The organism is Candidatus Phycorickettsia trachydisci (assembly GCF_003015145.1).
GTDB lineage: Bacteria > Pseudomonadota > Alphaproteobacteria > Rickettsiales > Rickettsiaceae > Phycorickettsia > Phycorickettsia trachydisci.
This window is the reverse complement of sequence record NZ_CP027845.1, coordinates 824,416-848,120: the sequence shown is the minus strand read 5'-3', so window position 1 is coordinate 848,120 and position 23,705 is coordinate 824,416. Positions and strand designations below refer to the sequence as shown.

The 23,705-nt window shown below is 35.3% G+C and carries 18 protein-coding genes and 2 tRNA genes; 7 read left to right on the top strand and 13 right to left on the bottom strand.

Annotation, left to right across the window (positions count from 1 at the left end):
• Position 1: 1 nt before the first annotated feature.
• Genes radA through phytr_RS03585 form a run of 9 tightly spaced genes read right to left on the bottom strand, consistent with a single transcriptional unit; the run spans position 2 to position 9,132 of the window.
• Positions 2–1,357 (bottom strand): DNA repair protein RadA, encoded by a 1,356-nt coding sequence (radA, locus tag phytr_RS03625; RefSeq protein ID WP_106874527.1) that lies wholly within the window; start codon positions 1,355–1,357, stop codon positions 2–4.
• On the bottom strand, positions 1,344–1,901 hold the full coding sequence (locus tag phytr_RS03620; RefSeq protein WP_106874526.1) for an RsmD family RNA methyltransferase: 558 nt from the start codon (positions 1,899–1,901) through the stop codon (positions 1,344–1,346). The genes radA and phytr_RS03620 overlap by 14 nt, the downstream gene beginning before the upstream one ends.
• Positions 1,867–2,571 (bottom strand): pseudouridine synthase, encoded by a 705-nt coding sequence (locus tag phytr_RS03615; protein WP_106874525.1) that lies wholly within the window; start codon positions 2,569–2,571, stop codon positions 1,867–1,869. The genes phytr_RS03620 and phytr_RS03615 overlap by 35 nt, the downstream gene beginning before the upstream one ends.
• On the bottom strand, positions 2,537–3,493 hold the full coding sequence (locus phytr_RS03610; protein WP_106874524.1) for an RluA family pseudouridine synthase: 957 nt from the start codon (positions 3,491–3,493) through the stop codon (positions 2,537–2,539). The genes phytr_RS03615 and phytr_RS03610 overlap by 35 nt, the downstream gene beginning before the upstream one ends.
• Positions 3,477–4,679: a UDP-N-acetylmuramoyl-L-alanine--D-glutamate ligase gene (murD, locus tag phytr_RS03605; RefSeq protein ID WP_106874523.1), complete on the bottom strand. Its 1,203-nt coding sequence runs from the start codon at positions 4,677–4,679 to the stop codon at positions 3,477–3,479. The genes phytr_RS03610 and murD overlap by 17 nt, the downstream gene beginning before the upstream one ends.
• The gene (locus phytr_RS03600) at positions 4,676–5,848 is read right to left on the bottom strand and encodes a phosphoglycerate kinase (RefSeq protein ID WP_106874522.1); all 1,173 of its coding nucleotides are present in this window, start codon (positions 5,846–5,848) and stop codon (positions 4,676–4,678) included. Before phytr_RS03600 ends, murD begins: the two co-directional genes overlap by 4 nt.
• On the bottom strand, positions 5,823–6,794 hold the full coding sequence (locus tag phytr_RS03595; RefSeq protein ID WP_106874521.1) for a type I glyceraldehyde-3-phosphate dehydrogenase: 972 nt from the start codon (positions 6,792–6,794) through the stop codon (positions 5,823–5,825). The genes phytr_RS03600 and phytr_RS03595 overlap by 26 nt, the downstream gene beginning before the upstream one ends.
• Complete coding sequence (gene tkt, locus phytr_RS03590) at positions 6,745–8,715, bottom strand: transketolase (RefSeq protein ID WP_199843749.1); 1,971 nt, start codon at positions 8,713–8,715, stop codon at positions 6,745–6,747. The genes phytr_RS03595 and tkt overlap by 50 nt, the downstream gene beginning before the upstream one ends.
• A 27-nt stretch (positions 8,716–8,742) precedes the next feature.
• Positions 8,743–9,132 carry a glutaredoxin domain-containing protein gene (locus phytr_RS03585; protein ID WP_106874519.1) on the bottom strand — a complete coding sequence of 130 codons (390 nt, stop codon included), beginning with the start codon at positions 9,130–9,132 and terminating at the stop codon, positions 8,743–8,745.
• 196 nt (positions 9,133–9,328) lie between these two features.
• On the opposite strand from phytr_RS03585, the gene ftsZ reads away from it, so the two are divergent.
• A complete protein-coding gene (gene ftsZ / locus phytr_RS03580) occupies positions 9,329–10,504 on the top strand; it encodes a cell division protein FtsZ (protein WP_410519428.1) in 1,176 nt (391 codons plus the stop codon).
• Between the two features lie 60 nt (positions 10,505–10,564).
• Here ftsZ and phytr_RS03575 read toward each other — a convergent pair whose 3' ends face one another.
• A complete protein-coding gene (locus phytr_RS03575; protein ID WP_158706851.1) occupies positions 10,565–11,884 on the bottom strand; it encodes an autotransporter outer membrane beta-barrel domain-containing protein in 1,320 nt (439 codons plus the stop codon).
• 319 nt (positions 11,885–12,203) lie between these two features.
• Here phytr_RS03575 and phytr_RS03570 point away from each other — a divergent pair, with 319 nt between their 5' ends.
• Positions 12,204–15,017, top strand: coding sequence for a sodium:solute symporter family transporter (locus phytr_RS03570; RefSeq protein WP_106874516.1), 2,814 nt, complete (start codon positions 12,204–12,206; stop codon positions 15,015–15,017).
• Here the strand turns inward: phytr_RS03570 and phytr_RS03565 are convergent.
• Together phytr_RS03565 and phytr_RS03560 are read right to left on the bottom strand one after the other, a co-directional pair.
• Positions 14,984–15,544, bottom strand: coding sequence for a dioxygenase family protein (locus phytr_RS03565; RefSeq protein ID WP_106874515.1), 561 nt, complete (start codon positions 15,542–15,544; stop codon positions 14,984–14,986). The genes phytr_RS03570 and phytr_RS03565 overlap by 34 nt on opposite strands.
• Positions 15,545–15,657: 113 nt before the next feature.
• A tRNA-His gene (locus phytr_RS03560) sits at positions 15,658–15,734 on the bottom strand.
• Positions 15,735–15,893: 159 nt separating this feature from the next.
• Between phytr_RS03560 and phytr_RS03555 the strand changes: the two genes are divergently transcribed.
• A complete protein-coding gene (locus phytr_RS03555; protein WP_106874514.1) occupies positions 15,894–18,698 on the top strand; it encodes a TrbL/VirB6 family protein in 2,805 nt (934 codons plus the stop codon).
• A 104-nt stretch (positions 18,699–18,802) separates the two neighbouring features.
• Here the strand turns inward: phytr_RS03555 and htpG are convergent, their stop codons facing one another.
• A complete protein-coding gene (gene htpG / locus phytr_RS03550; RefSeq protein ID WP_106874513.1) occupies positions 18,803–20,644 on the bottom strand; it encodes a molecular chaperone HtpG in 1,842 nt (613 codons plus the stop codon).
• Between the two features lie 184 nt (positions 20,645–20,828).
• On the opposite strand from htpG, the gene phytr_RS03545 reads away from it, so the two are divergent.
• The 4 genes from phytr_RS03545 (at position 20,829) to phytr_RS03530 (ending at position 23,700) form a co-directional block, all read left to right on the top strand.
• Positions 20,829–21,422: a transglycosylase SLT domain-containing protein gene (locus phytr_RS03545; RefSeq protein ID WP_158706850.1), complete on the top strand. Its 594-nt coding sequence runs from the start codon at positions 20,829–20,831 to the stop codon at positions 21,420–21,422.
• 143 nt (positions 21,423–21,565) lie between these two features.
• A complete protein-coding gene (locus phytr_RS03540; RefSeq protein ID WP_106874511.1) occupies positions 21,566–22,777 on the top strand; it encodes a PD-(D/E)XK nuclease family transposase in 1,212 nt (403 codons plus the stop codon).
• Positions 22,778–22,875: 98 nt separating this feature from the next.
• Positions 22,876–22,952: transfer RNA gene (locus phytr_RS03535), tRNA-Ile, on the top strand.
• A 34-nt stretch (positions 22,953–22,986) separates the two neighbouring features.
• A complete protein-coding gene (locus tag phytr_RS03530) occupies positions 22,987–23,700 on the top strand; it encodes a ComF family protein (RefSeq protein WP_106874510.1) in 714 nt (237 codons plus the stop codon).
• The last annotated feature ends 5 nt before the right edge of the window (positions 23,701–23,705 follow it).

The window sequence follows — 23,705 nt, the reverse complement described above, 5'->3', positions numbered from 1 at the left end:
ATTAATTTATATTTAGAATGAAATTTTTGAGTTCTCCCACATCTTTAATGGCTTTTGTGGCTCCATCTTTGTTCTTTTCGCTGTGACTTAATATGACTGTATCAAATCCTAGCCTTCGTGCTTCATTAATTCGGCTAGTCATTTGGCTTACGGGTCGCACTTCTCCAGATAAACTGATTTCACCAAAAAATATACTGTTTAATGGAAGAGGTACATTCAGAGCTGCCGAAATAATTGCTGCTGCAACACTTAAATCGCCAGCTGGATCAGATAATTTAAAGCCGCCTGCAACATTTAAGTATACCTCAAAGTTTGCGAGATTCAGCTTACAGCGGACAGACAAAACTGCCAAAATCATAGACAGTCGGCTTAAATCCCAACCTACAACCGCCCTTCTTGGCATTGGCATTTGACATGGCGCAAGCAAGGCTTGAATTTCAACTAAGAACGGGCGTGAGCCTTCAATTGTAGCAAATACGCTTGATCCAACAATAGACTGACTGCGTTGAGTAATGAAAAGCTCTGATGCATTTTTAACCTCAACTAAACCATTTTGGGTCATTTCAAATACGCCGATTTCATTTATTCCTCCAAAGCGGTTTTTAATTGCTCGTAGGATTCGTAGGTAATAATTTTGATCACTTTCAAAATATAGTACTGTATCAACCATATGCTCGAGTACCTTAGGGCCTGCAATTTGACCTTCTTTAGTAACGTGGCCTACCAATACCAGTATTACATTTTGTTTTTTTGCATATTGTATCAGTTCTTGGGCTACCATGCGCACTTGTGATACAGAGCCTGCAGCAGAAGATATCTGATCGCTTAGGACAGTTTGAATAGAGTCCAGTATAATTAAGTCTAAGTCTTTACATTCAGCTGCTGTTTTATGAATTATATGCAGGTTACTTTCGGAAATCAGCAATACGTTATCATTATCTCCCGTATCAAGTCTTTTGGCTCTAAGCTTTATTTGTTGTTTTGACTCTTCTCCACTTACATACAAGCATTTCAGATTCATCTTACCAAGGTCAATAGCAAGTTGTAGAAGCAAAGTAGATTTACCTATACCAGGCTCACCTCCAATAAGCACAGCAGAGCCACGCACGAGTCCTCCGCCTAATATCCTGTTTAGTTCAGTGCTTGGGAGTACTATCCTCTCTTCGTGTTCACCTACAGCGCTGTTTAAGTTTTCTGGAGTTAAAGTTTTGTAGCGGTTGTCATCACTACTTTTGGTTTGCTCAATTATCTCCTCTGTAATACTATTAAATGCGCCACAGCTAAAGCATTTCCCAAACCATTTATGGGTTACTGCGCCGCAATTGTTACAGACGTAGGAGGACTTAACTTTGGCCATATAATGCTCTTCTTACAAAAGTGATTTTATTCTTACTATAACGCCTTTCATCAATTTTCAAATATGCATCAGGGATTTTTAGCTCCTCATTATAAGCTGTTTCAATAATTAAAAGGCTATTTTCTGCCAAAATTTTACTTTTGTCTAAATTGACCAAGGCGTCAAAATTTAAGTCTTGATAGTAAGGGGCATCCATAAAGACTATATCATATTTTTTATTCGTATATATCTGATTTCGTACGTCTTGATTCAGAACCTCAAAGGATAACTTTGCTTCATCTAAAAATTTTTTAAGCAATGTAAGTTGAGCAGCATTAATATCTATGAAGCTTGCAAACTTAGCGCCTCTAGATAGTGCTTCTATACCCAAGCTACCTGAACCACAAAACATATCCAAAACATTTGCTTCTTCAAGATCTATTCCCATGGAGTAGATGATACTAAAAATAGCCTGACGCGCTTTGGTGGTAGATGGTCTAAATTCAGCGTTCTTAATTACTGGAATTAGTTTATTTTTTAAACTCCCCGCAACTACTCTTAACATAATTTATTTCTTTAATTTCTCCTTCTTGTAAATCACCTAACTTAAATGGGCCATACTGCGTTCGAATAAGTCTATTTACTTGTAAGTCAAAGTGCTCAAGTATTTTACGTATTTCTCTATTTTTGCCCTCACTTAGTTGCATTTCACACCAGCTATTTATGCCTTGCTTTAGGACTTTAAGTTTAATAGGTTTATACCTTACCCCGTCAATTTCTATACCTTTTTGAACATCAAAAAGCTTATCTGGAATCTTACCAAAAAATCGCACTTTATATATCCGCACAAAATTATTTGCAGGATTTTCTAAATGAGCTGCGAGCGTCTTATCATTTGTAATTAATAACAAACCTTGAGAGTTAATATCAAGACGACCTACTGAGACTAAATGCTCCGAGCTATCAAAGGCATCAAATACTGTTTTTCTTCCTTGAGGATCTTTCCTGGTCGTAATTACTCCTAACGGTTTGTGATAAATCCAAAGACGAGTTTTATTAAAAGGCCTAACTTCCTCGTCATTAACAGTAATTATCGAATCATCGGGAAAATTTGTTGCAACATCGCAAGCAAGCTCACCATTTACTTTGACGCTTCCAGCTAAAACTAACTTTTCAGCATCCCTTCTTGAGCAATAACCTCTATTGCTGATTATCTTGGCTATCCTGCTCTTCATTTTTTTTAGCAAGTTTTCTTCTTTGAATATTCTTTTTTAGTGCGCTAGATAATTTATCAAAGTTTGAATCAATGTAAGTTGCTGGTTTTTTGTTATCATCCATAAAATATTTTGGTAAAGGTATGTTAAAACTATACTCAGACCCAAAGATTTCCTTGTCAATTGTTATGCCTGCTGAATGTAGCATCATGTACTTATCTTTTTGGTTTGGGCCATATTTTTTGTCACCTAAAATATAAGTGCCAATCTCAAGAGCATGACGCCTAATCTGATGCTCTTTACCTGTAATTGGCTTAAATTCAATTAAGGAAACATCCTTAATTATATCATATTCTAAGAGTTTATATTTAGTTATTTCATCTTCAATTTTGATAATACCTTGCTTTTGTTTAGGTGTGCCTTTCACGAGCGCTAAATAAGTCTTATAAATTTTCTTTTCGCGAAATCCGTAACTAAGTTTAGCAGCAGCATCGTATCCCTTTGCAATCAGTATTAACCCGCTCGTCTCTTTATCGAGCCTGTGGACTAATTTCAAGCTAGATCCAAGTGAGTTTAAATATTTTAATCCATCATCGATGCAAATATTAATCTTAGTTCCTCCTTGGGTAGCAAGTTTTGCAGGTTTATTTATTACTAAAAAGTTGTCATTTTCAAAAATCTTATATTCTCCAAGTAGTTTTTGACTTAAAGATTTTGCCAATGGATTAATAGCTTCAGTTTCTTGGCTGTATTCATCTAGATTTGCAAATACTTCTACTTTATCACCGTGATTTAGACGTAGTGATGCCTCCTTAATACGTACGCTATTCACTTTAACTTTTTTACTTCTCAAAAGAGTCTGAATAACACCTTGGGTAATAAGGGGATAGCATCTTTTTAAAAATCGATCTAGTCTTACTGGTAATTTATCTTCTACTATCATTTATGTATTTAATGACTAAATTTTTAAAATAATCCCCTCGATCCTCGAAATTTTGAAACTGATCAAATGAGCTACATGCTGGAGATAGTAGTATGTTACCATTTTTTGCATCTTGTATAGCACATTTTAAAGCTTCATCTAAAGTTTCAGCTATAAAATAGTTTTTGCCTAGTTTTTTAGCGTATTCTCCAAACGCAAATCTTGCTTCTCCAAAAAAATATGCTTTTTGCACGTTGCTTAGATCTAATCCTTCAATACCTCCACTTTTGGGACGTCCTCCTGCAAGCCAGAATATATTTCCCAAAGCATTAAGGGCAACCTGACTTGATTCTTTATTAGTTGCTTTGGAGTCATTATAAAAACTGATGCCATTCGTTTTACCTACGAATTCCATTCTATGGGACAGACCTTTAAAAGTCTTGAGTTTTTCCTCTATCTGCTGCGCGCTCAATAATTTACAAATAGCGCTACTGGCTAAAATATTGTACTTATTATGCTCTCCAACTAAATTACTTTCATAATCTTGGTAAACAAAATCTGCCGTCTTATTTTTTAGGCTGAAAGTGCATACATTCGTATGACTAAAATCATTAACATAAGTACTTAAAATCGAGTCATCTAAGTTTAAAAGCAAATATCCATCTTTATCCATATTTTTGGCAATACTTAGCTTAGATGTTATGTAATTATCCATGGAACCATAGCGATCTAAATGATCAGGTGAGATATTGAGAATTGCTGCTATTTTAGGCTTAAAAAACTTTATTAAATCTAATTGGAATGAAGATATCTCAAGAACATACCCTTTACTTTTAGGAGCTTTTAAAGCTGGCAAACCAATGTTGCCGCAAGCTGTAAAGCCTGATATATGTGAGGTTAAAGCTGTTGTAGTGCTTTTACCATTTGTGCCGGTAATTCCTATGAATATGCTATCAGGATTATGCAAGTATAAAACATCGATATCACCTATAATCGGAATGCCAAGTTCTAAAATTTTATGACCTTTTAGGTTTATGCCAGGGCTTGCGATGATATAATCTAAACTCTTCCAAACATCATCATCTAAGCTTGTAGATTGATTTGGCATATTATCATCCCAGCAAACAACTGTATCTGCAGTATCTTTTAAGTATTCATAGGCTGCTTTACCAGTTTTGCCTAAACCTAAGATACCAAGCTTTTTCATTTACTTAAGGCTGCAATTCCCGGTAAAGGCTCGCCTTCAAGCCATGCCAAGAAGGCCCCTCCACCCGTTGAGGTATATGTAACGCAATCTATTAGTCCCAAAGTCTGGAGTAGGGCGGTGGTATCTCCTCCGCCTATAATGCTTTTTATTTTTCCTTCTTGCGTACTGCTTGCAATATGGCGTGCGATATAGCTACTTGATCCTACATATTTTGGAGATTCCACTACTCCTAAAGGTCCGTTCCATATAACTGTTTTGGAGTTATTTATAATCTCTGCAGCTTTTGCAGAAAAATGAGGACCCACGTCCATTATCATATCATCTGACGCAATATTACCTAATTTTTTGATACTAATCTTGCCGGATGAGCCTTTTACTACAAAATCTTCGGGCAAAAGAACTTGGGTATTTTTAGCTTTTTTCATTATTTCTTCAGCTTGGGCTAAAAAAGCAAGATCCACAAGTGAGCTTCCTAAATCATGCCCTAAAGCCTGCAGGCATGTGTTGGCAATGCCGCCTCCTAATATGAGATAATCGACTTTATCTAGGAAGGTGGAAAGTAAATTTAGTTTTGTGGAAATCTTAGATCCACCTACCAGAGCTGTAAAAGTTTTTTCAGGTTTTGATAATAATTTTTCGATATTTTCAAGCTCAGATGCAAGAGCAAAACCTGCAAAACTTGGAAGAAATTTTGTGATACCTTCTACTGATGTATGACTTCTATGACTGCATGAGAAAGCATCATTAACAAATATATCTCCTAGGGACGCGATTTGCTCAGAAAATTTTGCATCATTTGTCTCTTCGCCTATGTGAAAGCGTAAATTCTCGAGTAATATGATATCTCTTGGATTCATCGAGGCAATTTTACCTTTCACTTTTTCGCCAATGCAGTTAGTAGCAAAGCGTATTTTTTTATTAAGTAACTTCTCAATCTCATCAACAAAAGGTCCTAAAGAAAGGCTTCTAACAAATTCCCCTTTGGGTCTGCCCATATGAGATATTATAACGACTTTGCAACCAGAATTGATGAGATGATTAATGGTAGGGATAGAGCGTTTAAGGCGCGTTAAGTCAACAAACTTGCCTGCCTTAACGGGCATGTTTAAATCAAGACGCAGGATAACTGTTTTACCTTGCAGATTATCTACTTGTTCTAATTTTCTCATAGATATCAAATAATCTGTTTACAAAACCCCACTCATTATCATACCAAGCAAGTACTCTAACAAAACTCTTTTCTACTACACTAGTTTCAAATGGATCGAAGATGCTGCTAAATGTAGTGTGATTAAAATCACCTGATACTAAAGGTTTTTTAGCTATGCTTAAGATCTTTGGAATTTTCCAACTTGCTTTCTCCATCACGTTATTTACTTCATCTTTTGAAGTAGGGCGAGCAGAATAAAAAGAAAAATCTACCAATGAAACATTAGGTACTGGCACTCTTATAGCAGATCCAGAAATTTTATGACCAATTTTCGGTAATACTATTTTTAAGGCTTGAGATATGCCGCTTTTTGTTGGTATCATGTTGCAGCTAGCAGATCTTGCCCTCCTTATATCGTCATGAAAATTATCAAGCAAATTTTGGTCAAATGTATATGAGTGTACAGTTGTTGCATAACCCGAGAGGATGCCAAACTTTTCATGCAAAATTTTTACCACTGGCGCGAGTGCATTTGTTGTACATGATCCTATTGAAATAACCTTGTGATTTTTCTTTAGTTCTTGATCATTAGCGCCTAAGACAATGGTGCTATCAGCTCCTTCACACGGACTTGAAACAACTATTTTGTTAGCTTTATGTTTTGCTGCTGATTCTTTGTTTTTACATTTTCCGGAGCATTCAAATACTAAATCTACTTCCCAAGGAATTTGAGTTATATCCTTATAACTTGAAACTTTAATTTTGTGTTTGTTGATAATCAACTTATCTTCGTCTATCTCAATTTCAAATGGAGCTTTACCATGAGTTGAATCATATTCAATTAGGTGTGCTAAATCAGAAGGTTTAGCTGAAGTATTAATTTGTGTAACTTCTATCTTCTCCTCCAGCAACTTCCTAAGCAGAAGTCTTCCTATCCTTCCAAGTCCGTTGATTCCTACTTTCATATTTTATCTTTTTGTATATGTTTTGTGGCGTTAAGCCAAAATGTTTATATAAGTCTTCATAAGCTCCAGAAAGGCCAAATGTATCTATGCCAAAGAATAACCCATCTCTGCCAATAAATCTATGCCAAGGGTAACTTGAGGCTGCTTCAATTGCAACTTTAATTTCGTTTGTTCCTATTATCTCTTGAATATACCCTCTATCTTGCTGCAAAAATAAATTAAATGAAACAAGTGATATTAAATTAACCTTAAAATTATCTGCTTCAAGCAGTTTGCAAACTTCAGAGGCAATAGGTAATTCAGAACCATTAGAAAAAATTGTGATATCTGGGTGGTGATTTTTAATTATGCAATATGCTCCCTTTTTCACCTCTTGTTCCTTGGTCAGGACGGTAGACTTAATATTTTGTCTACTGAGTGCCATAAGGTATGGCTGAGCTAAATTTGATAATGCATGTTCAAACGCTCCTATGGTCTCTAGGCGGTCTGATGGTCTAAAGTCGCATAAGCCAGGCACGCTGCGTAAGGCTGTTAAGTGTTCAACAGGCTGATGAGTAGGACCATCTTGACCAACGCCAATAGAGTCGTGAGTCATAATATATATAACTCCCAGCTTCATCAAACTTGCAAGACGCATTCCAGGTTTCATATAGTCACTAAAAACTAAAAATGTCCCTCCAATTGGGAAAAATCCTTCTATAGCAAGGCCATTCATTATACCGGCCATAGCATTTTCTCTAATGCCATAATGGATAAAGTTGCCATCAAAGTCGTCTTTTGAAATTATTTTACAATATTTATTATACACCCCAACAGAAGTTGACAGATCGGCCGATCCTAGTATAGCCTTTGGTTCATTCTGAGCTATAATTTCTAAAATTTTGCTGCTAGATACTCTTGTTGCTTCCCCATCTGTAGTTTCAAGTTTTTTGATTTGATCAATTGTTTGAGGATGAACTTTTATTGGTTTTAGATATTCTATTTGATCTTTTGTCAGTTTTTTGAATTTTGCTTGCCACTCTTCATATGCTTTATTTTTGGCAAAACTTCTCCAGATGTCTAAAATATCTTCGGGTATTACAAAGTCTTCATGCTCCCAGTTTAAAAATTTCTTTAATTCATCTAAGTCCTTTTTGCCTAAGGGAGCTCCATGAGATTTGCATGAGGCAGCTTTATCACCAGCTCCATATCCAATAGTAGTTTTGCATTCAATAAACACAGGCCTCTCGGATTTTTGAGCCCAATTGAGTGCATCATCTATTTCTTCTAAATTATGTCCATCTATACACAAGGTACTCCATCCTAGGCCTTGGAACTTGAATAGCTGATTTTCAGAGATAGCAAGACTCGTTGGTCCATCTATTGTGATGCTATTACTGTCAAATAATACTATCAGGTTATTAAGTTTGAGATGTCCGGCAATTGATGCTGCTTCATATGAGATACCTTCCATTAAGCAGCCATCCCCAACGATGCAGTAAATTTTGTAATTTGCGGCATCAGTTTTTTCTAAATATTTTTTACCAGCAATAGCCATTCCAACACTATTTGCAAATCCTTGTCCCAAGGGTCCGGTGGTAGTCTCAACCGGAGATATGGCATCATATTCGGGATGGCCTGGTGTGCTCGAACCCAGGCGGCGAAAGTTTTTGATTTGTTCTATGTCAAAGCCTTTAAATCTGCTTAAGTAATAGAATGCATATAGCAGCATAGAACCGTGTCCTGCAGATAATACGAGCCGATCTCTGCCAAACCAGCGTGGATCTTGAGGATTAAATTTTAAATATTTAGCAGCAAGTACGGTAAAAACATCGGCAAAGCCTAATGGCATTCCTGGATGGCCCGATTGTGCTTTTTCAACTGCGCACGCTGATAGAATGCGCAAGGCTCTTGCTGCTTTAATTATTTCGTTATTTTGCATGCTACCTATAATACAGCGAATCGAAGTTTATCTCAAGGAATAAGATTTTAACTCTGCATCTAATTTTCCCTTTTGGTCCAAATCTTTCAAAGCGCTAAATCCTCCTATATATTTACCGTTTATAAATATCTTAGGTACGGTTTTGATACCATCTGTTCTTCTAAGTAGGGCTTCTTTTAGCCAATCTTTACCCTCTATGTTTATCTCTTTATATTTAAAGTGAATTTTCTTTTGTTTTTCTTTTAATAGTTTTTTGGCATCTATGCAGTAAGGACAAGTTTGGGTTGTAAAGATTACGACGCCTTTATTATTGATTTTTAAGTCATTAGATGTAGCGCAATTACCCAGGAAAACGGCAGTTAAAAATGCATATAGGGTGATTTTAAAGCTAGTGTAGAAATTGAATTTTTTGATCATAATTTTAGTAATATATTGAGAGCTTTAATTGTGGATCATAGGATAAAAGTGATAAATATACAACATCTTTTAAAAATTAAGCGCTAAATTTGAAAAAAAATTTAATTAATTCTTTAACCCTCGTTGATTAATGACTTGTAGTGGATTACTATTTTAGGGTACGTGCAATCTAAAAATAAAATCTGCTCTAATCTATATGTCTGTAATAAATCAAGAAAATCTCAAACCTAAAATTGTAGTTTTTGGTGTTGGAGGTGCTGGAGGAAATGCCGTTAACAACATGATTTCATCAAATTTGCAAGGTGTTACTTACGTAGTTGCAAATACTGATGCCCAAGCTTTAGAAAATGCATTAGCTGATAATAAGATCCAACTAGGCATAAACACAACACAAGGTCTTGGGGCGGGGGCTAAACCTGAGGTTGGCGAAGCTGCTGCTGAAGAATCGTTGCACGAGATAAGAGACTATCTAAATGGGGCAAATCTAGTATTTATTACTGCTGGAATGGGAGGTGGTACCGGAACTGGAGCTGCTCCTGTGGTTGCGAAAATTGCTAAAGAGATGAAAATTTTGACAGTAGGAGTAGTGACTAAACCTTTCAGTTTCGAAGGCAGCCACAGGATGAAAGTAGCTGATAGTGGTTTAGAGAAGCTAGCAGCAAGCGTCGATACATTAATTATTATAGCCAACCAAAACCTATTCCTAATCGCCAATGAAAATACAACCTTCATGGAGGCTTTCAAAATTGCAGATAATGTACTCAGAGATGGGGTATGCGGTATAGTAGAGCTTATTATTGTGGACGGTCTTATAAACCTTGATTTAGCAGATATCTCAACGATTATGAAAAATGGTGGACCTGCTATGATGGGAACGGGTTCAGCATCCAGAGATGAAGAAGCAGAGATGGGTGAAAAAAGAGCTATTATTGCAGCAAGTAGGGCGATAGCCAACCCATTGCTTGATAGAATCACAATTAGTGGAGCAAGTAAGGTGTTAATAAACATTACTGGGGGTATGGATATGACTTTGATGGAAGTAGATGCTGCTGCGAATAGAATCCGTGAAGAAATTAACAATCCGAGCGCTAATATTATTTTTGGATCTACATTTAGACAAGAATTAGAAGGCAAAATTGTTGTGTCAGTATTTGCAACAGGTCTTCAAAATGCTCCTCAAACGGTTTCTAGGCCTAAAATGCAGGAAGAAACCCGGGCAGTTATTCAAGATGAACATGTCAATATACAAGAAGGTCAAAATATAATTAGACCTAAGAAAGAAATTGATGCTTCATACGATGATCAAGATACTGAGGTCCCTGCGTTTTTGCGTAATTTCTTATATAAAAGAGCTGCTGTTAAAGAGCAGTAGTTATATATAATTCTTATAAAAAAATTTGCTCTCTCCAATGAAAGAGAGCAAATAGGTGTCTTAGAAAGCAAGACCAAGTTTTAATATACCGTGATGACTGATATACTTTTTAGCTATAGAAGATTGATATGAGACGCTTAGTATTAAGTTGTTGCGTTTAGCGGACAATCCTGTTCCTAATATGTAGGAAGTTTTCTGAGGCTTAGTTGTGTTTTGATGTTCAAAAGGTCTACCTGCTTCCTCAATACGTGCTATTGGGGCATTACTTTTAGTTATAAAGTTTTTCTCAAGTCCTGCGTATAACATAGGTCTTAATAATGTTCCATCTGTCAGTTCTGTTTTGGTGGATAAGGTTGTGCCAAAAATCCCAGTAAGATAATGATTCTTAGCGCCTTTGACCTTGTTACCTCCTCCAAGATTTACATCTTTCTCTTTGCTTTGTATATATCTTAAACCAATCCTTGGAGTTACTGATATATCTGAATCTAGCAAGAACTCTTTGTTTAAAGTGGCAAATCCTCCGATTCCATTACTTGAGACTTTATAACTGTTGAGGTTATTAGGTCTATTTTTTGAAGATCCTACTGTATATGCGATAGCAGATTGAGTGAAGATATCTTTAGTGAAATTATATTGGCCATAAATGCTTACAGTATGGGATTTTGTACCATCTGTATTTTTATTGCCCTTGACTCTGAGTTTAGAGGTAATGTTAGAGTAACTAAGACCTAGTTTAACTTCATCATTTACAATAAAATCGCTACCTACACTAAAACCTGAGAAATTTACTTTATATCCTGGGTTACTACTAGTTTTACCCTGTATGCTTGCTCCATAGTGGCCACTAATCCAAGGGATAATTCTCTCAGCAGGTGTGTTATCTTCACCGGCTCCAGGTAATGATTCATCTGTCCATCCTTGCATACGATTGATTAATGTATCTAATGCTATTATTTGGGGGGCGGTTAAGCTAACGCGGTTTCCATAGTCTTTGGCTTTGACATCACCTATTTCTGTTGATGCGCTTCCTCCTGTTGTAGTTGGGGCACTCCCGCTCGTTGTCGATACTGTTGTAGTTGGGGCACTCCCGCTCGTTGTCGATACTGCTGTGGTTGGGGCACTCCCGCTCGTTGTCGATACTGTTGTAGTTGGGGCACTCCCGCTCGTTGTCGATACTGCTGTGGTTGGGGCACTCCCGCTCGTTGTCGATACTGCTGTGGTTGGGGCACTCCCGCTCGTTGTCGATACTGCTGTGGTTGGGGCACTCCCGCTCGTTGTCGATACTGTTGTAGTTGGGGCACTCCCGCTCGTTGTCGATACTGTTGTAGTTGGGGCACTCCCGCTCGTTGCTGGAGTTGTTGTTAAAGCTGTTGTTGACATGAGTGAGCTTAAGGTAATAGCGAATATAGCTTTGTGTAGGGGAGAATTTTGCATGAAAGAATAAAAAAATTAATTAAACTAAGTGTCACTATTAACTATGATTACGAATTTTAAATATAAAAAGCAATAGTTTATTTTATAATAGATATCTGAAATAAAACACATTTATAACTTTAAGATAAATTATACAAAATAATTAAGTAAATATATATAAATTTAAACCTAAATATTGCTCGATTATATATCTAAAGGCTTTGAGGTTAATCTAAATTGAATTAATATTAGTATTATTAGAGTAATGTTATTTAATTAAAAATGTATGGATATAGATCTTCTTATCTTTTCTACTTTTTTAGCTTTAAGTTTAGTATTAGGTATATTAAGTAGCAAGAAAGTTACCAACATTTCAGAATATGCCATTGGTAATAGAGATTTTTCAACGGCGACAATAGTTGCTACTATAGTAGCAACATGGATTGGTGCAGGTTTTTTTGCGCGTAACGTAATTGAAATTTATCGTCAAGGTATTTACTATTTAATCCCCACAGTTTTCAATCCTTTAGCTTTATTTTTAATAGGGCATGTTTTTGCTCCAAGAATGGGGGAATTTTTAGGTAAGTTGTCTATAGCTCAAGTTATGGGAGAGCTATTTGGGTCTAAAGTCAGGTTAATAACAGTAATATTTAATCTCATTAGAGCTATCACTTATTTAACTGTCAATTTTAAGGTTTCTGCTAAAGTATTGGAGGTGATTTTTGGTACATCTGCTGAAAATGCAACTATTATTAGCGCTCTTATTGTAATTATTTACTCTACATTAGGAGGTATTAGAGCTGTTACCTTTACGGATCTGATTCAATTTTTTACCTTTGGATGTCTTATGCCCGTGATTGCTATTATCGCTTGGCGTGCATTAGGAGAAAATAGTGGGGCTATTGTTTGGAATACTCTAACTACTAGTCCACTTTTTGATTATAAAGTTGCTCTTGATCTAGGAAGTTATAAATTTTATCAAATGTTAGGACTTGGGTTATTTTTCTTAATACCTAAATTTGGCGCTGAAATGTTCCAAAGAATATCAATGTCACGTAGCGTGGGGCAAGTAGTAAGCGCTTTTAAGATAGCGGGGCTTTTATTATTTTTAGTGCAAATGGTTGTAATTGCAATTGGCATATTTATATTAAGCGATAATCCAAACTTAAACCCAGATAACTTAGTTAGCTACATAGTGAGACATTACTCCTATTCTATCGGCTTTAAGGGCATCATAAGTGTTGGAATAATGGCTATGATGATGTCTTCGGCTGACTCTTCAATTAATTCTATAGCTGTAATTTTTGCTCATGATTTTTGTAAGCCTTCGGGTTTTAAATGGGCAAAAAATGAGCTGATAATTGCAAGAATTGCTGCAGTAGTATCAAGTATGATAGCGATGCTGCTTGCTTTTAAGATACAAAGTATTTTAACCCTGCTTGTCTCATTTGCCGGACTATATTTACCCGTTGTTAGCATTCCGTTCTTATTCGCTATTTTTGGATTTAGGAGTTCTGGTAAATCGGTTTTGGCAGCTATGATAGGATCTATTATTACTATAATATTATGGAAGCTATTTTTTGCTAAAGCTGCTATTGATAGTCTAATACCTAGTATATTTGCAAGTACTTTCTTTTTATTTGGAATGCATTATGTAACAAAGCAACCTGGTGGATGGGTAGGGATTAAGGATGAAAAAACTTATAAGGCAATTAAGCAGATGAGAAATAGAAAGTGGCAAAAACTATGGCGTAGTATAGTAGAGTTCAATTTTTATGAGTTCTGCGCTAAAAATACTCCCGAAAAGATTCAGCCATATTTCTATTTTGGCTTACTTGGAATTTTGTCAACTATTTTAACCATGATATCTATGCCTTTGGTTTCTAAAGGTTATAGTAGCATTATGGAATTTTGTTACATTAGCGTTTTGACGGTCGCTTGTTATTTACTTACGTATCCGTTATGGCCAGCAAGATTTCACAATCCTAAATTTGTTTCTTTCTTTTGGATTTTTAGTATTTTTTATATCAATATTTTTGTTAATAGTATTTTTCTTGCGATCAGCAAAGGTTCCCAGATTCAGACGACAATATTTTTCTTAAACCTAACAGCAGTGTTGCTTGTATTTAGATGGCAGGCTGCTGTTTTGATGCTGCTAAGTGGTTTCGTTGCTATTAACTTATTTATTACTCAATATCTGCAACTTGATTATTCAAATCTAATGAGTGTTAAGTTTTACTTTATGTTTTGTCTATTGCTGATTAGTAGCATCTTGATAGCCTTTTTAAGACCTATACAAGAGCATCAAGATCAAAAAGCTGCTTTATTGATTGCTCAAAATAAGGAGATACAAAATATATCACAGCAGCTTTTGAACCATATGATTATAAGACAAGAGTTTATAAATAACGTTAATCATGAAATCAGAACCCCAATCCATCATGTAGGAGCTTATTTAGAGGATTTGGATGGACGTTGGTATAGCGATGATGCAGAGGCAAAAAGGGAATCTTTTGATCTGTTAAAACAAGGTTATCACCGTATCAGAAGCTATATGGAAGATATTCTTGATTTATCAAATTTAAGTGGTAACAAAGTGAAGCTTAGATACGAAACTGTCGATTTTAAAAACCTAGTTTCAGAGATTGTTGATAAGTTTCCAGGGGTGTATGTTAAAAATAAAGATTTACACTTTTATTTTAATTGTGAAGCTGAGGATACTATGGTTTCTTGCGATAAAGAGAAAATAAGCCAGGTATTGATTAACTTAATCAAAAATGCAGTGGAATTTACTCCAAAAGGTACTATAGAGGTTATATTATCAAGTGAAGATGTTTTAGTTGGGCGTAAGCGTTTGAGTGGGATGAAGTGCAGCATTACAGATGAAGGTGTAGGTATCCCGGAAGAAGAATTGTGGGAGATTTTTGGGCCATTTATTCAAAGTTCACGAACGAAAAATATGTCAGGAGGTAAAGGTCTTGGACTTGCTATATGTGAGCATATTATAAACTTACACCGTGGTAGAATTTTTGCCAAAAATAATAATGATAAGCAAGGGTCAACATTTTATTTTATAATACCTTTATCCCTATATCCTTGAGTTTTTTGTCTTTGTACTACTATATCAAATTGATATTGTGTTGGAGGTGTTGGGGAATCCGTTTTGATTTCTATCTTGGTATATAATGTCTGTATGATTTTGCTTTGCACCTTAAAATTAATGTGCTTAATTTTGCTGCAAGGATATATCGTAATGAAGTTAAAAGCTCCATCCTTGTCTGCTATTGCCATACCTGAGCCTAGGAAGCTATTTTGAGTATCCAGGTTGATCAGTTCGTAATTAATTTTTGTGCGTAAAGGATAGTAAGGGTACTTGCCGTCGCATCCTACCTGCCAGATATAAACCCTAGCATAAGGCAGGGGGTTGCATTCTTCATCTAGTATGCGTCCCTTTAACGTTATTTGGGAGCTGCAATTTTCTGGTGGATTTTTATAGTCACTCAATAAATTGTTTGTGAGATTAAATACTTCTGGCTCATAGTTATCTAAATATTTTTTTGAAGCTGTGCATTTGGACCCAAAAGATGAGCTATAAAATAATAAGAAGACTAATAAAAAACGTTGCATGCAAACAGAGTTATATGTTTTTTAAAGATTGTATCAATAAGCAGAGATAAAATTTTAAATAAGTAAGTTTTGAGAAAAAAGAAAAGAATTTATAGCAGAATTGCCATAATAGTTGGGGCGAATGACCGGGATCGAACCGGCGACCCTCAGAACCACAACCTGATGCTCTAACCAACTGAGCTACATTCGCCAACATCGAGCATTTTAACACACCAATATGTATAATTAAAGCACAATTTGTACACACTATGTTGAAAAATTTAATTTCATTGATCAAATTATTAGTTTTCTTTTATAAAGCATGATTTGTTAAGAAAATGGAAATTAAATTTATAGTTTAAATAGCTTTATGTCGGGGGACGGTCAAAAAAAAGAAGATAATAAGCAACCACCTAAGCCACCATCTAAAAACCAGATGAGGATGGCCCAAATGATGATGAGGATAATGTTCCAAGTTGTAAGGGTTTTGATTATTGTGTCTGTATTCCTTTCAATACTTGCGGGATTTGGTCTTGCCCCTTTTTTAGGTTGTTATTTAAAATATCCTAGTCAAACTGGCACTTTAACCACTACTGCTACAGTAACTCTTTACGGTAACGGTATGAGTGCTCTAAATCCAATAGATTATAATGCTACTACTTCAAACATTAGTTACGGGCAATGGACTAAGGTTAATTTGGCTATTAAAGGAGGGGGATCGCTATATTTTCAGGCTCAAGGGTCTGTGAGTTTATGTAAGTCGTATTATCCAGATACGTGGACGCAGGAAATTCCAAGAGTGGGAGATACTACATGGTTTAATCTTGATTTAAATGCAGCAAATAGCACTTATACTTTAACAGAAGTATTTAATGGAGATTTAGTGAAAGTTAAAATAGGGGATAATGCTCATACTAATGGTTATGGGTATAGTAGTTTATATAATCCTATTACTAAACAGCTGTTAGTTAATCCTTCGGCAAATTGTTCTGATGGACAAGCTGCCTATGATAGTATGTGTGGTAAGTATAGCTATTATTATAATCTTACTCGTACAGCTCCAACAGGATGTACTGTAGCCAATAATGTTTTAAGGAAGGATTCTTATTCTGGTACCAATGGTTGTAGTGGGGGGGATGTAGATAATCAAGTATGGTATCAAAATAATGGCTATAGTTGCCCTCAGGTTAAAACGTGGGTTTGTGAAACGGGGCCCTTCGGAGTAGATGAGTGTAGATGCTTTTATTTTGACTGTTACAGGTTTGATAACTCAATTGTCAATCTTGTTTACAGTAGTAGTAATGTTTATCTTAGTACGGATAGTATCACTATAGCTAACTCACCAACTGATATGGTATGGAATGGCACGAATTACGTTTGTCCTTCGATTTCTGATGCCGCTGCTATGTGGTTTACATTTGATAAGATAGGCACTACAAAAACGCAAGGTGGCTTAAAATATTCCATAACAAATACTTCAATTAGCAATCAGACAGTAAATATTATAGATAATTGTGGTACTACCAATCCATCCGGATGTCATAATTTTACTGATAGGTATATTTTTGATAATAGTACATCGGGAGGGGTGACAAATTTAACTCAAACAAGCGGAAATTTAACATACAGTTTTTTAGCTAATCCTGCATACACAGATTACTTAGGGGTGACACGTTATGGAGGCTATACGGGAGGATACGTTTTATCATTACAACACACTAAATGCTACAGAACAAACGGTGCTTATTCAAGCGATAAAGTATATGCCAATAGAGGGGCTGTAAAGTATTTAATACTAGATGATGGTGTTGATCCTAACGCTTATACTGCCATGTCTGCATCTGGTATAGGAAATTCTATAAACTTTATTAATGGAGATAGCTCAGCTCAAACCATTACATCTGATCAGGATGGGGTGCTATGGCTTCGTATTGACAATAAATCCAGTGATTATACCTCTAGTAATGGATCTTATAGTATAACTGTCTCTCAGGGTACGCCAGTTGCTGTGGCGCAAGGTTTTGATTTATGGCCTGAAATTTATGGCTTTTTTAATAATGCTTTTGGCAATTTAACTACAAAGCTATTTCAAAACTTGACATGTTATGGAGCTGCTGATAAATCAAGTTGCTTTAACCTTTTTCAAGTTATAAGAGCCTTATTGGTTGCCTATATCATGATTTTTGCAATTTTCTTCCTTATCGGCCTAATACAAGTTGATTATTATGATTTTATACAGAGAATTATAAAAATCACAATAGTTGGAGGCTTAATAAGTGGTAAGACATTTGATTTTTTCAACAATTATATTTTCAACATAATTTTTGGATTTACAAATTCCTTAATGAATAGTGCTGTGTTCTTTCCGACCACTGATGGTAGTAGCGGTTTAGGAGCGTTCCTAAAAGCTATTTTTTCAACTTTAGGACAGGATATTTTTCATATACAGCTTTTGGCTATGCTAGGTACGGGTTTTACTGGGATTATAATGATTATTTTGATAATAATATCTTTTGTATTATTTCTGATTCCTATTCTAAATCTTATGGCTGTGACGCTAGTTTCATACTTTTTTGTTTCGGTTCTTTTAGGCATGGCGCCTATATTTCTTATCTTTACATTGTTTAGACCTACTCAGCATATTTTTAAGCAATGGACTGCATATATTATAGCTTACTTATTTGAGCCAGTAATGCTTTTTATTGGTATAGCAATACTTGCTAAGTTATTTATAATATATCTGGATTATGTGCTTGGATATAGCGTATGTTTCAAATGTAATGCAGTGTTTTCGATACCTTTTATAGGTGATATTCCAGGTTTGGGCCTTTTAAAAGTTGTAACGGAGCAAATGCCATTGTTTTGTATATATTGGCTCTCTCCTTGGGGATACGATACGATGAGCTTTAATTATGGCCAAGCCTTAACAGATGTAATAGCTTTATTTTCAATAGCAAGTGCAACTTATTATTATACGTCAATGTGTAATCAATTAGTAAATCAGATATTTGGTGTGTCAACTGTTGGGGGTCAATTAGCTGATTCTATGACTAAGCAGGGTATGCAAAAAGCAGCTCAAGGAGCTCAACAAGTTAGACAGATGATGTCAAGTAGAGGTGGCGCTGGTGGTCCTGGAGGCGGTTCTGGAGGAGCTGGTGGTCCTGGTGGTAAATAAGATATTGAAAAGCTTTGATTTTATAAATTATAAAACCGCAACGTCCAAACTACCAAAAGGCACTGATTTGTTAACAATGCCTAATGTGCTGAGGGTCTAATGCTTCAGATAGCATTAATAAATTTATTTAATCTACGACAAAATTCTAAAGAATCAGGAATTGGTTCGTTTTCAACAATGCAAGCTTGTTCATAGATTAACTTTACTAAGTCTGATGTATCCTCGTTACCAGTTTGATCTTTGACCAATACATCTTGTATTTTATTTACAAGCCTGTGAGAAGGATTGATTTCTAAAATCTTGGCAGAAGCACTTTGTAACTGTTTTTGTTCAACCAAAAATCTCTCCATTCTAATATCCAAGTTACCCTCCTCAACAGCAAGGCATGCTGGTACGGATTCTAATTTTTTAGATATCTTTACATCCTGCACAAGTTCGCCAAGAACGCCCTTAAAGTATTCTGTAAGCTTATCGTGATTTGTTTCATCAACTTTTTCTTCCTCACTGTTGTATTGAGTTAAGTCAATATTGCTTCTAGTAACTGATTTAATATCAAAATCTTTATATTTATGTACAATGTTAACCCAGAAATCATCAACCATATCAGTTAATAGTAGTACGTCAATATTTTTCTTCTTAAAGCCTTCTAATTGAGGACTACTTTTAAGTTTGTCTAAGTTGTCGCCGCTGATATAGTATATTTCTTTTTGATTAGCTGTAAAACTCTCTACATATTCTGATAATGTAATCATTTTATCTTGTAGATAGCTGTAGAAGATGCAAATATCTAAAAGTTTTTCTGATTCAGCGATTGGCTCACATAAACCCTCTTTCATTGCAGATCCAAAGTTTGCCCAAAATTCTTCAAAACCTTTGCGATCTGAATCTTTCTTTTTAGCAAGCTCTCCTAACACGCGGTTAATGAGGTTGTTTCTGATTTTGTCTACTACGGCGTTATGTTGAAGAGTTTGCCTGCTAATGTTCAGAGGCAGGCTATCACAATCTACAATGCCTCTTAAGAACCTCATGTATCTAGGAACAAGTTCAATGTTTTCGTCAGTAACAAATACGCGCTTTATGTATAACTTAATTCTTCTTTTACGGTCTGGATGGAATAAGTCAAAAGTTTTGTTAGTTGGTATAAATATGAGGTTAGTAAATTCTACGGCACCCTCATTTTTATTATGCAATGTTACCCATGGATCATCGCCTGCGTATGCAACGTTTTTATAGAAATCCTTATATTGTTCTTCTGAAATTTCAGACTTACTTTTAGTCCATAGAGCTGATGAAGAATTAATCTGATTCTTGGCCCCTTCTTGCTCAAAGTATATTGGAATTGATATGTGATCTGAGTAAGTTTTAATAATGTGTTTTAGTCTGAAGTGATCTAAATAATCGTTTTCATCTTCTTTGATATGAACAATAATTTCAGTGCCACGTGATGCTTTTTCACATTCTTCAATACTGTATGCGCCAACTCCGTCAGAAACCCACTTATGTCCTTCATCTTCTCCAGCTTTGCGTGATATAACAGTGACTTTATCTGCGACCATAAAGACGGAATAAAAGCCAACACCAAACTGGCCAATTAAAGATGAGTCTTTTTTAGCGTCTCCCGTAATATGTTCTAGAAAACTTGCAGTGCCTGATTTAGCAATCGTGCCTAGGTTTTGGATCAAATCTTCCTTATTCATGCCTATGCCATTGTCGGAGATAATGAGCTCTCTCTTATCTTTGTCGGCTTTGATCAAAATATTAAATTCAGGATCATCTTTAATTAAATTTGAATCAGATAGAGATAGATACCTTAATTTATCGCATGCATCTGATGCATTGGATATAAGCTCTCTTACAAAAATTTCTTTGTTTGTATAAAGAGAGTGGATCATTAAGTTTAAGACTTTGCCTACTTCGGTATTAAATTTTCTGGTTTCAAGACGCATATGTAATTTCCAATTTATTAAATCTGTTTCTATATATAGTCAGTTGTCAGAATTTTTAAATAGGAATAAACAAAAAATTTTTATGTGTATTTTTAATAATCCTTTCGATTTTTCAATACTTAACGGGAGCAAGCCTATTGTGTTGCTTGGCATTTTGGTTTATATATATGATAGAAGGTATTTTATGAAAAAAATAAATATATTGCTTTTTGTTATCTTGAGCTTTGCTGCCGGAATCGTTAATGCAGCGGACCATGAAATGCATCAAGCGTTAAAATGTACCCGCTTTTTTTCGTATTACGAAAGAAAGTATAATATACCAAGAGACACGCTTCATTCAATAGCATTGCAAGAATCTGGCAAAGTTCATTCTCATCATAAAATGAAGATAGTTTGGCCATGGGCTGTGAATTCTGGGGGCAAATCATACTATTTTTCAACAAAGCGTGAGGCTGTGAAATTTGTAAGATCTCAGTTGCGCAAAGGGAATAAGAAAATAGATGTTGGTTGCATGCAAATAAGCATGCTGTATCACAGTCAAAACTTTAAATCTGTGGAGCATGCACTTGATCCCAAATCTAATATAGACTATGCGGCAAGTCTTCTGGCAACCAAATATGCTCAAGTGGGTAGTTGGCCTAAAGCTATTGCGCACTATCATTCAGCAAGTGCTAGAGGGGATAAATATAGTAAATCTGTCTTTAAGATTGCAAGCAACCTAAGCCAAAACAAGAAAGCTATAATGCGGTACTACTTAAAGAAGCGCCATAGAAATTAGTTGAGGTTTTTAGCATTGTAATTCTATTCAAATTTTCAAATATATTTAACTATTCTGCTCACACCATGTAGTGTGATTCCTAAAATTTTGGGGAATGTAAAGCAATTATGGTATGATTAAGAAAATGATAATTTCATAAAATTATGATGCAACAAACAAGAGACATGGAAGTAGATTCTAGCCAAGTTAATCGGATGGCTGTTTTATCAGAAACTAACTTAGCTTCTTTAGATGGTGGTGGAGCAGAAGTTATATTACCTGAAATTCAAGTATCTAGTGAGTTAATGGAAGTTGACGAAATTTATGCAGATCCTACAACTGATGTAGGATTTAAAATGCTGCTTAACAAAGATAAAGAGATATTAATGAGCATTATAAATAGTTTATTAGATTTTAGTGGAGAAAATGAAATTGTTGAACTAGAGATTAGTTCAAATGAAAACTCAGTTGATCTTATTTCATCTGAAAAGGGGCAGTCTGGAATAGTTACAAGTGTTGATATACTGTGCACTAATAAAGGTAAACATCAAATAGCTATTGAAATGCAACGTCAAAAAGAAAATTATTTTTTAGCTCGGGAACAGTTTTATATGGCGAAGTTAATTTCTAATCAGGTCAAAGAAGGTGAGAGTCAAAGATATCATGAAGCAGTTTTAGAAACTTATATTATCGTTATCGGGAAAAAGAATATGTTTACTGGTAATACGGCTATAAGCGATCAAAACCTTTTTGAGATAGATGTCAAACCAATGATTGTTAAAACAGGAGAAATATATCCAAATAATAAAATGAATTGGAGATTTTTTGAGTTGCCAAAATTTCAAAAAAGTAATGAATATAAGCATATTAACAAAGGTAGCATAATAAAATATCAGTGGTTAGCTTTTTTGTCAGATTGCTCAAACAAAGAAGTGGCACTAGATAGAAAAGAAATAATTAAAAAAGGGTATGAAATTATGAAAATAGCAACATGGTCAGCTGATAAGCAGACACTATACTGGAAAGAAAAAGATAATGAAAGGGCCGCTCAACAAATATTAAAAGAATCAAAGGAAGAGGGTTTTGCAGAGGGTTTTGAAGAAGGTATGGAAAAAGGTATGGAAAAAGGTATGGAAAGGGGTAAATTGAAAGGTGAAATTAAGGGCGAGATATCTAAAGTCAAAACTGCAATTAAATGGAATGTCTCTAAAGATCATGTAGTTTTAGAGCTTAAGTTTTTAACTAATCCAAAGTTGATGGATAAGTTAGAAAGTAATTTGTCTTATATTCAAGAGCATATGGATGATACGGAAAGTGTTATATGCGATGAGTTAGGTTTGTGTGATGCATTGGGGGAAGGTGATGGCTTGACTTAAGAATACGTACCTTAAACTATAGAAATATAGGCTCTAATTTCTACTTGTCTTTTTATCAAAATTCAGTTACAATCCATTCTGTTGCTATAAGACAATTGGGGCCTGTAGCTCAGCTGGTTAGAGCACACGCCTGATAAGCGTGAGGTCGGAAGTTCAAGTCTTCTCGGGCCCACCATTTTTTGCCCAGTTTAATTTATAGTTTGCTATTTATGGGCGCTATCAAAAGTCTAGCAGTAAGTACGCTGGAATACTTTTTTCCTAACCTTTGCCCTTGCTGTGATAAAAGCGTTGTCGACCTAGATGCGGTATGTACAAACTGCTGGTCAAAATTAAACTTCATATCTGCGCCTTTTTGCAAAACTTGCGGAAGACAACTTCCTTACGTTGTTGAAGAAGAATCATCTTGTCTGGCTTGTATCAAAGATCCCCCAGAATATGACGTAGCAAGGTTTAGTTTTCAATTTGATCGCAATAGTAAAAAACTAATTCATTACTTTAAATATTACGATAAAACGCGCCTTGCTAGCGTTTTTGCTAGAATTTTATATAATATGTATGGAAAATTGATTGATGAGTATGACGTGCTTATTCCTGTTCCAATGCATAGATTCAAACGAATGCTGAGGTTCTATAACCAATCTTTAGTATTAGCCCAGCAGCTATCAAAGATTTCAGGTAAAAAAGTTTTGCCAGATGTTTTAAATAAAGTAAGATGGACTAAGTCACAGGCTATGCTTTCACAGAAAGAAAGAAAACAAAATGTAAATGGTAGCTTTGATATAGACTATCCAGAAAAAATACAAGGTAAAAAAGTGATACTTATTGACGACGTATCAACCACGCGCAGTACTGTGAATGCATGCGCGAAAGAGTTACGTGCTTATGCCGCTAAAGTTTTTGTCCTATGTATTGCGGCCACGTAAATTAT

Excerpts from the sequence above, each read along its gene's own strand:
- phytr_RS03595 (WP_106874521.1), bottom strand. The coding sequence starts at position 6,794 with ATGAAAGTAGGAATCAACGGACTTGGAAGGATAGGAAGACTTCTGCTT.
- ftsZ (WP_410519428.1), top strand. The coding sequence starts at position 9,329 with ATGTCTGTAATAAATCAAGAAAATCTCAAACCTAAAATTGTAGTTTTT.
- phytr_RS03610 (WP_106874524.1), bottom strand. The coding sequence starts at position 3,493 with ATGATAGTAGAAGATAAATTACCAGTAAGACTAGATCGATTTTTAAAA.
- radA (WP_106874527.1), bottom strand. The coding sequence starts at position 1,357 with ATGGCCAAAGTTAAGTCCTCCTACGTCTGTAACAATTGCGGCGCAGTA.
- phytr_RS03575 (WP_158706851.1), bottom strand. The coding sequence starts at position 11,884 with ATGTCAACAACAGCTTTAACAACAACTCCAGCAACGAGCGGGAGTGCC.
- phytr_RS03570 (WP_106874516.1), top strand. The coding sequence starts at position 12,204 with ATGGATATAGATCTTCTTATCTTTTCTACTTTTTTAGCTTTAAGTTTA.
- phytr_RS03615 (WP_106874525.1), bottom strand. The coding sequence starts at position 2,571 with ATGAAGAGCAGGATAGCCAAGATAATCAGCAATAGAGGTTATTGCTCA.
- phytr_RS03530 (WP_106874510.1), top strand. The coding sequence starts at position 22,987 with ATGGGCGCTATCAAAAGTCTAGCAGTAAGTACGCTGGAATACTTTTTT.
- phytr_RS03585 (WP_106874519.1), bottom strand. The coding sequence starts at position 9,132 with ATGATCAAAAAATTCAATTTCTACACTAGCTTTAAAATCACCCTATAT.
- phytr_RS03540 (WP_106874511.1), top strand. The coding sequence starts at position 21,566 with ATGATGCAACAAACAAGAGACATGGAAGTAGATTCTAGCCAAGTTAAT.
- murD (WP_106874523.1), bottom strand. The coding sequence starts at position 4,679 with ATGAAAAAGCTTGGTATCTTAGGTTTAGGCAAAACTGGTAAAGCAGCC.
- phytr_RS03620 (WP_106874526.1), bottom strand. The coding sequence starts at position 1,901 with ATGTTAAGAGTAGTTGCGGGGAGTTTAAAAAATAAACTAATTCCAGTA.
- phytr_RS03555 (WP_106874514.1), top strand. The coding sequence starts at position 15,894 with ATGTCGGGGGACGGTCAAAAAAAAGAAGATAATAAGCAACCACCTAAG.
- htpG (WP_106874513.1), bottom strand. The coding sequence starts at position 20,644 with ATGCGTCTTGAAACCAGAAAATTTAATACCGAAGTAGGCAAAGTCTTA.
- phytr_RS03600 (WP_106874522.1), bottom strand. The coding sequence starts at position 5,848 with ATGAGAAAATTAGAACAAGTAGATAATCTGCAAGGTAAAACAGTTATC.
- tkt (WP_199843749.1), bottom strand. The coding sequence starts at position 8,715 with ATGCAAAATAACGAAATAATTAAAGCAGCAAGAGCCTTGCGCATTCTA.
- phytr_RS03545 (WP_158706850.1), top strand. The coding sequence starts at position 20,829 with ATGAAAAAAATAAATATATTGCTTTTTGTTATCTTGAGCTTTGCTGCC.
- phytr_RS03565 (WP_106874515.1), bottom strand. The coding sequence starts at position 15,544 with ATGCAACGTTTTTTATTAGTCTTCTTATTATTTTATAGCTCATCTTTT.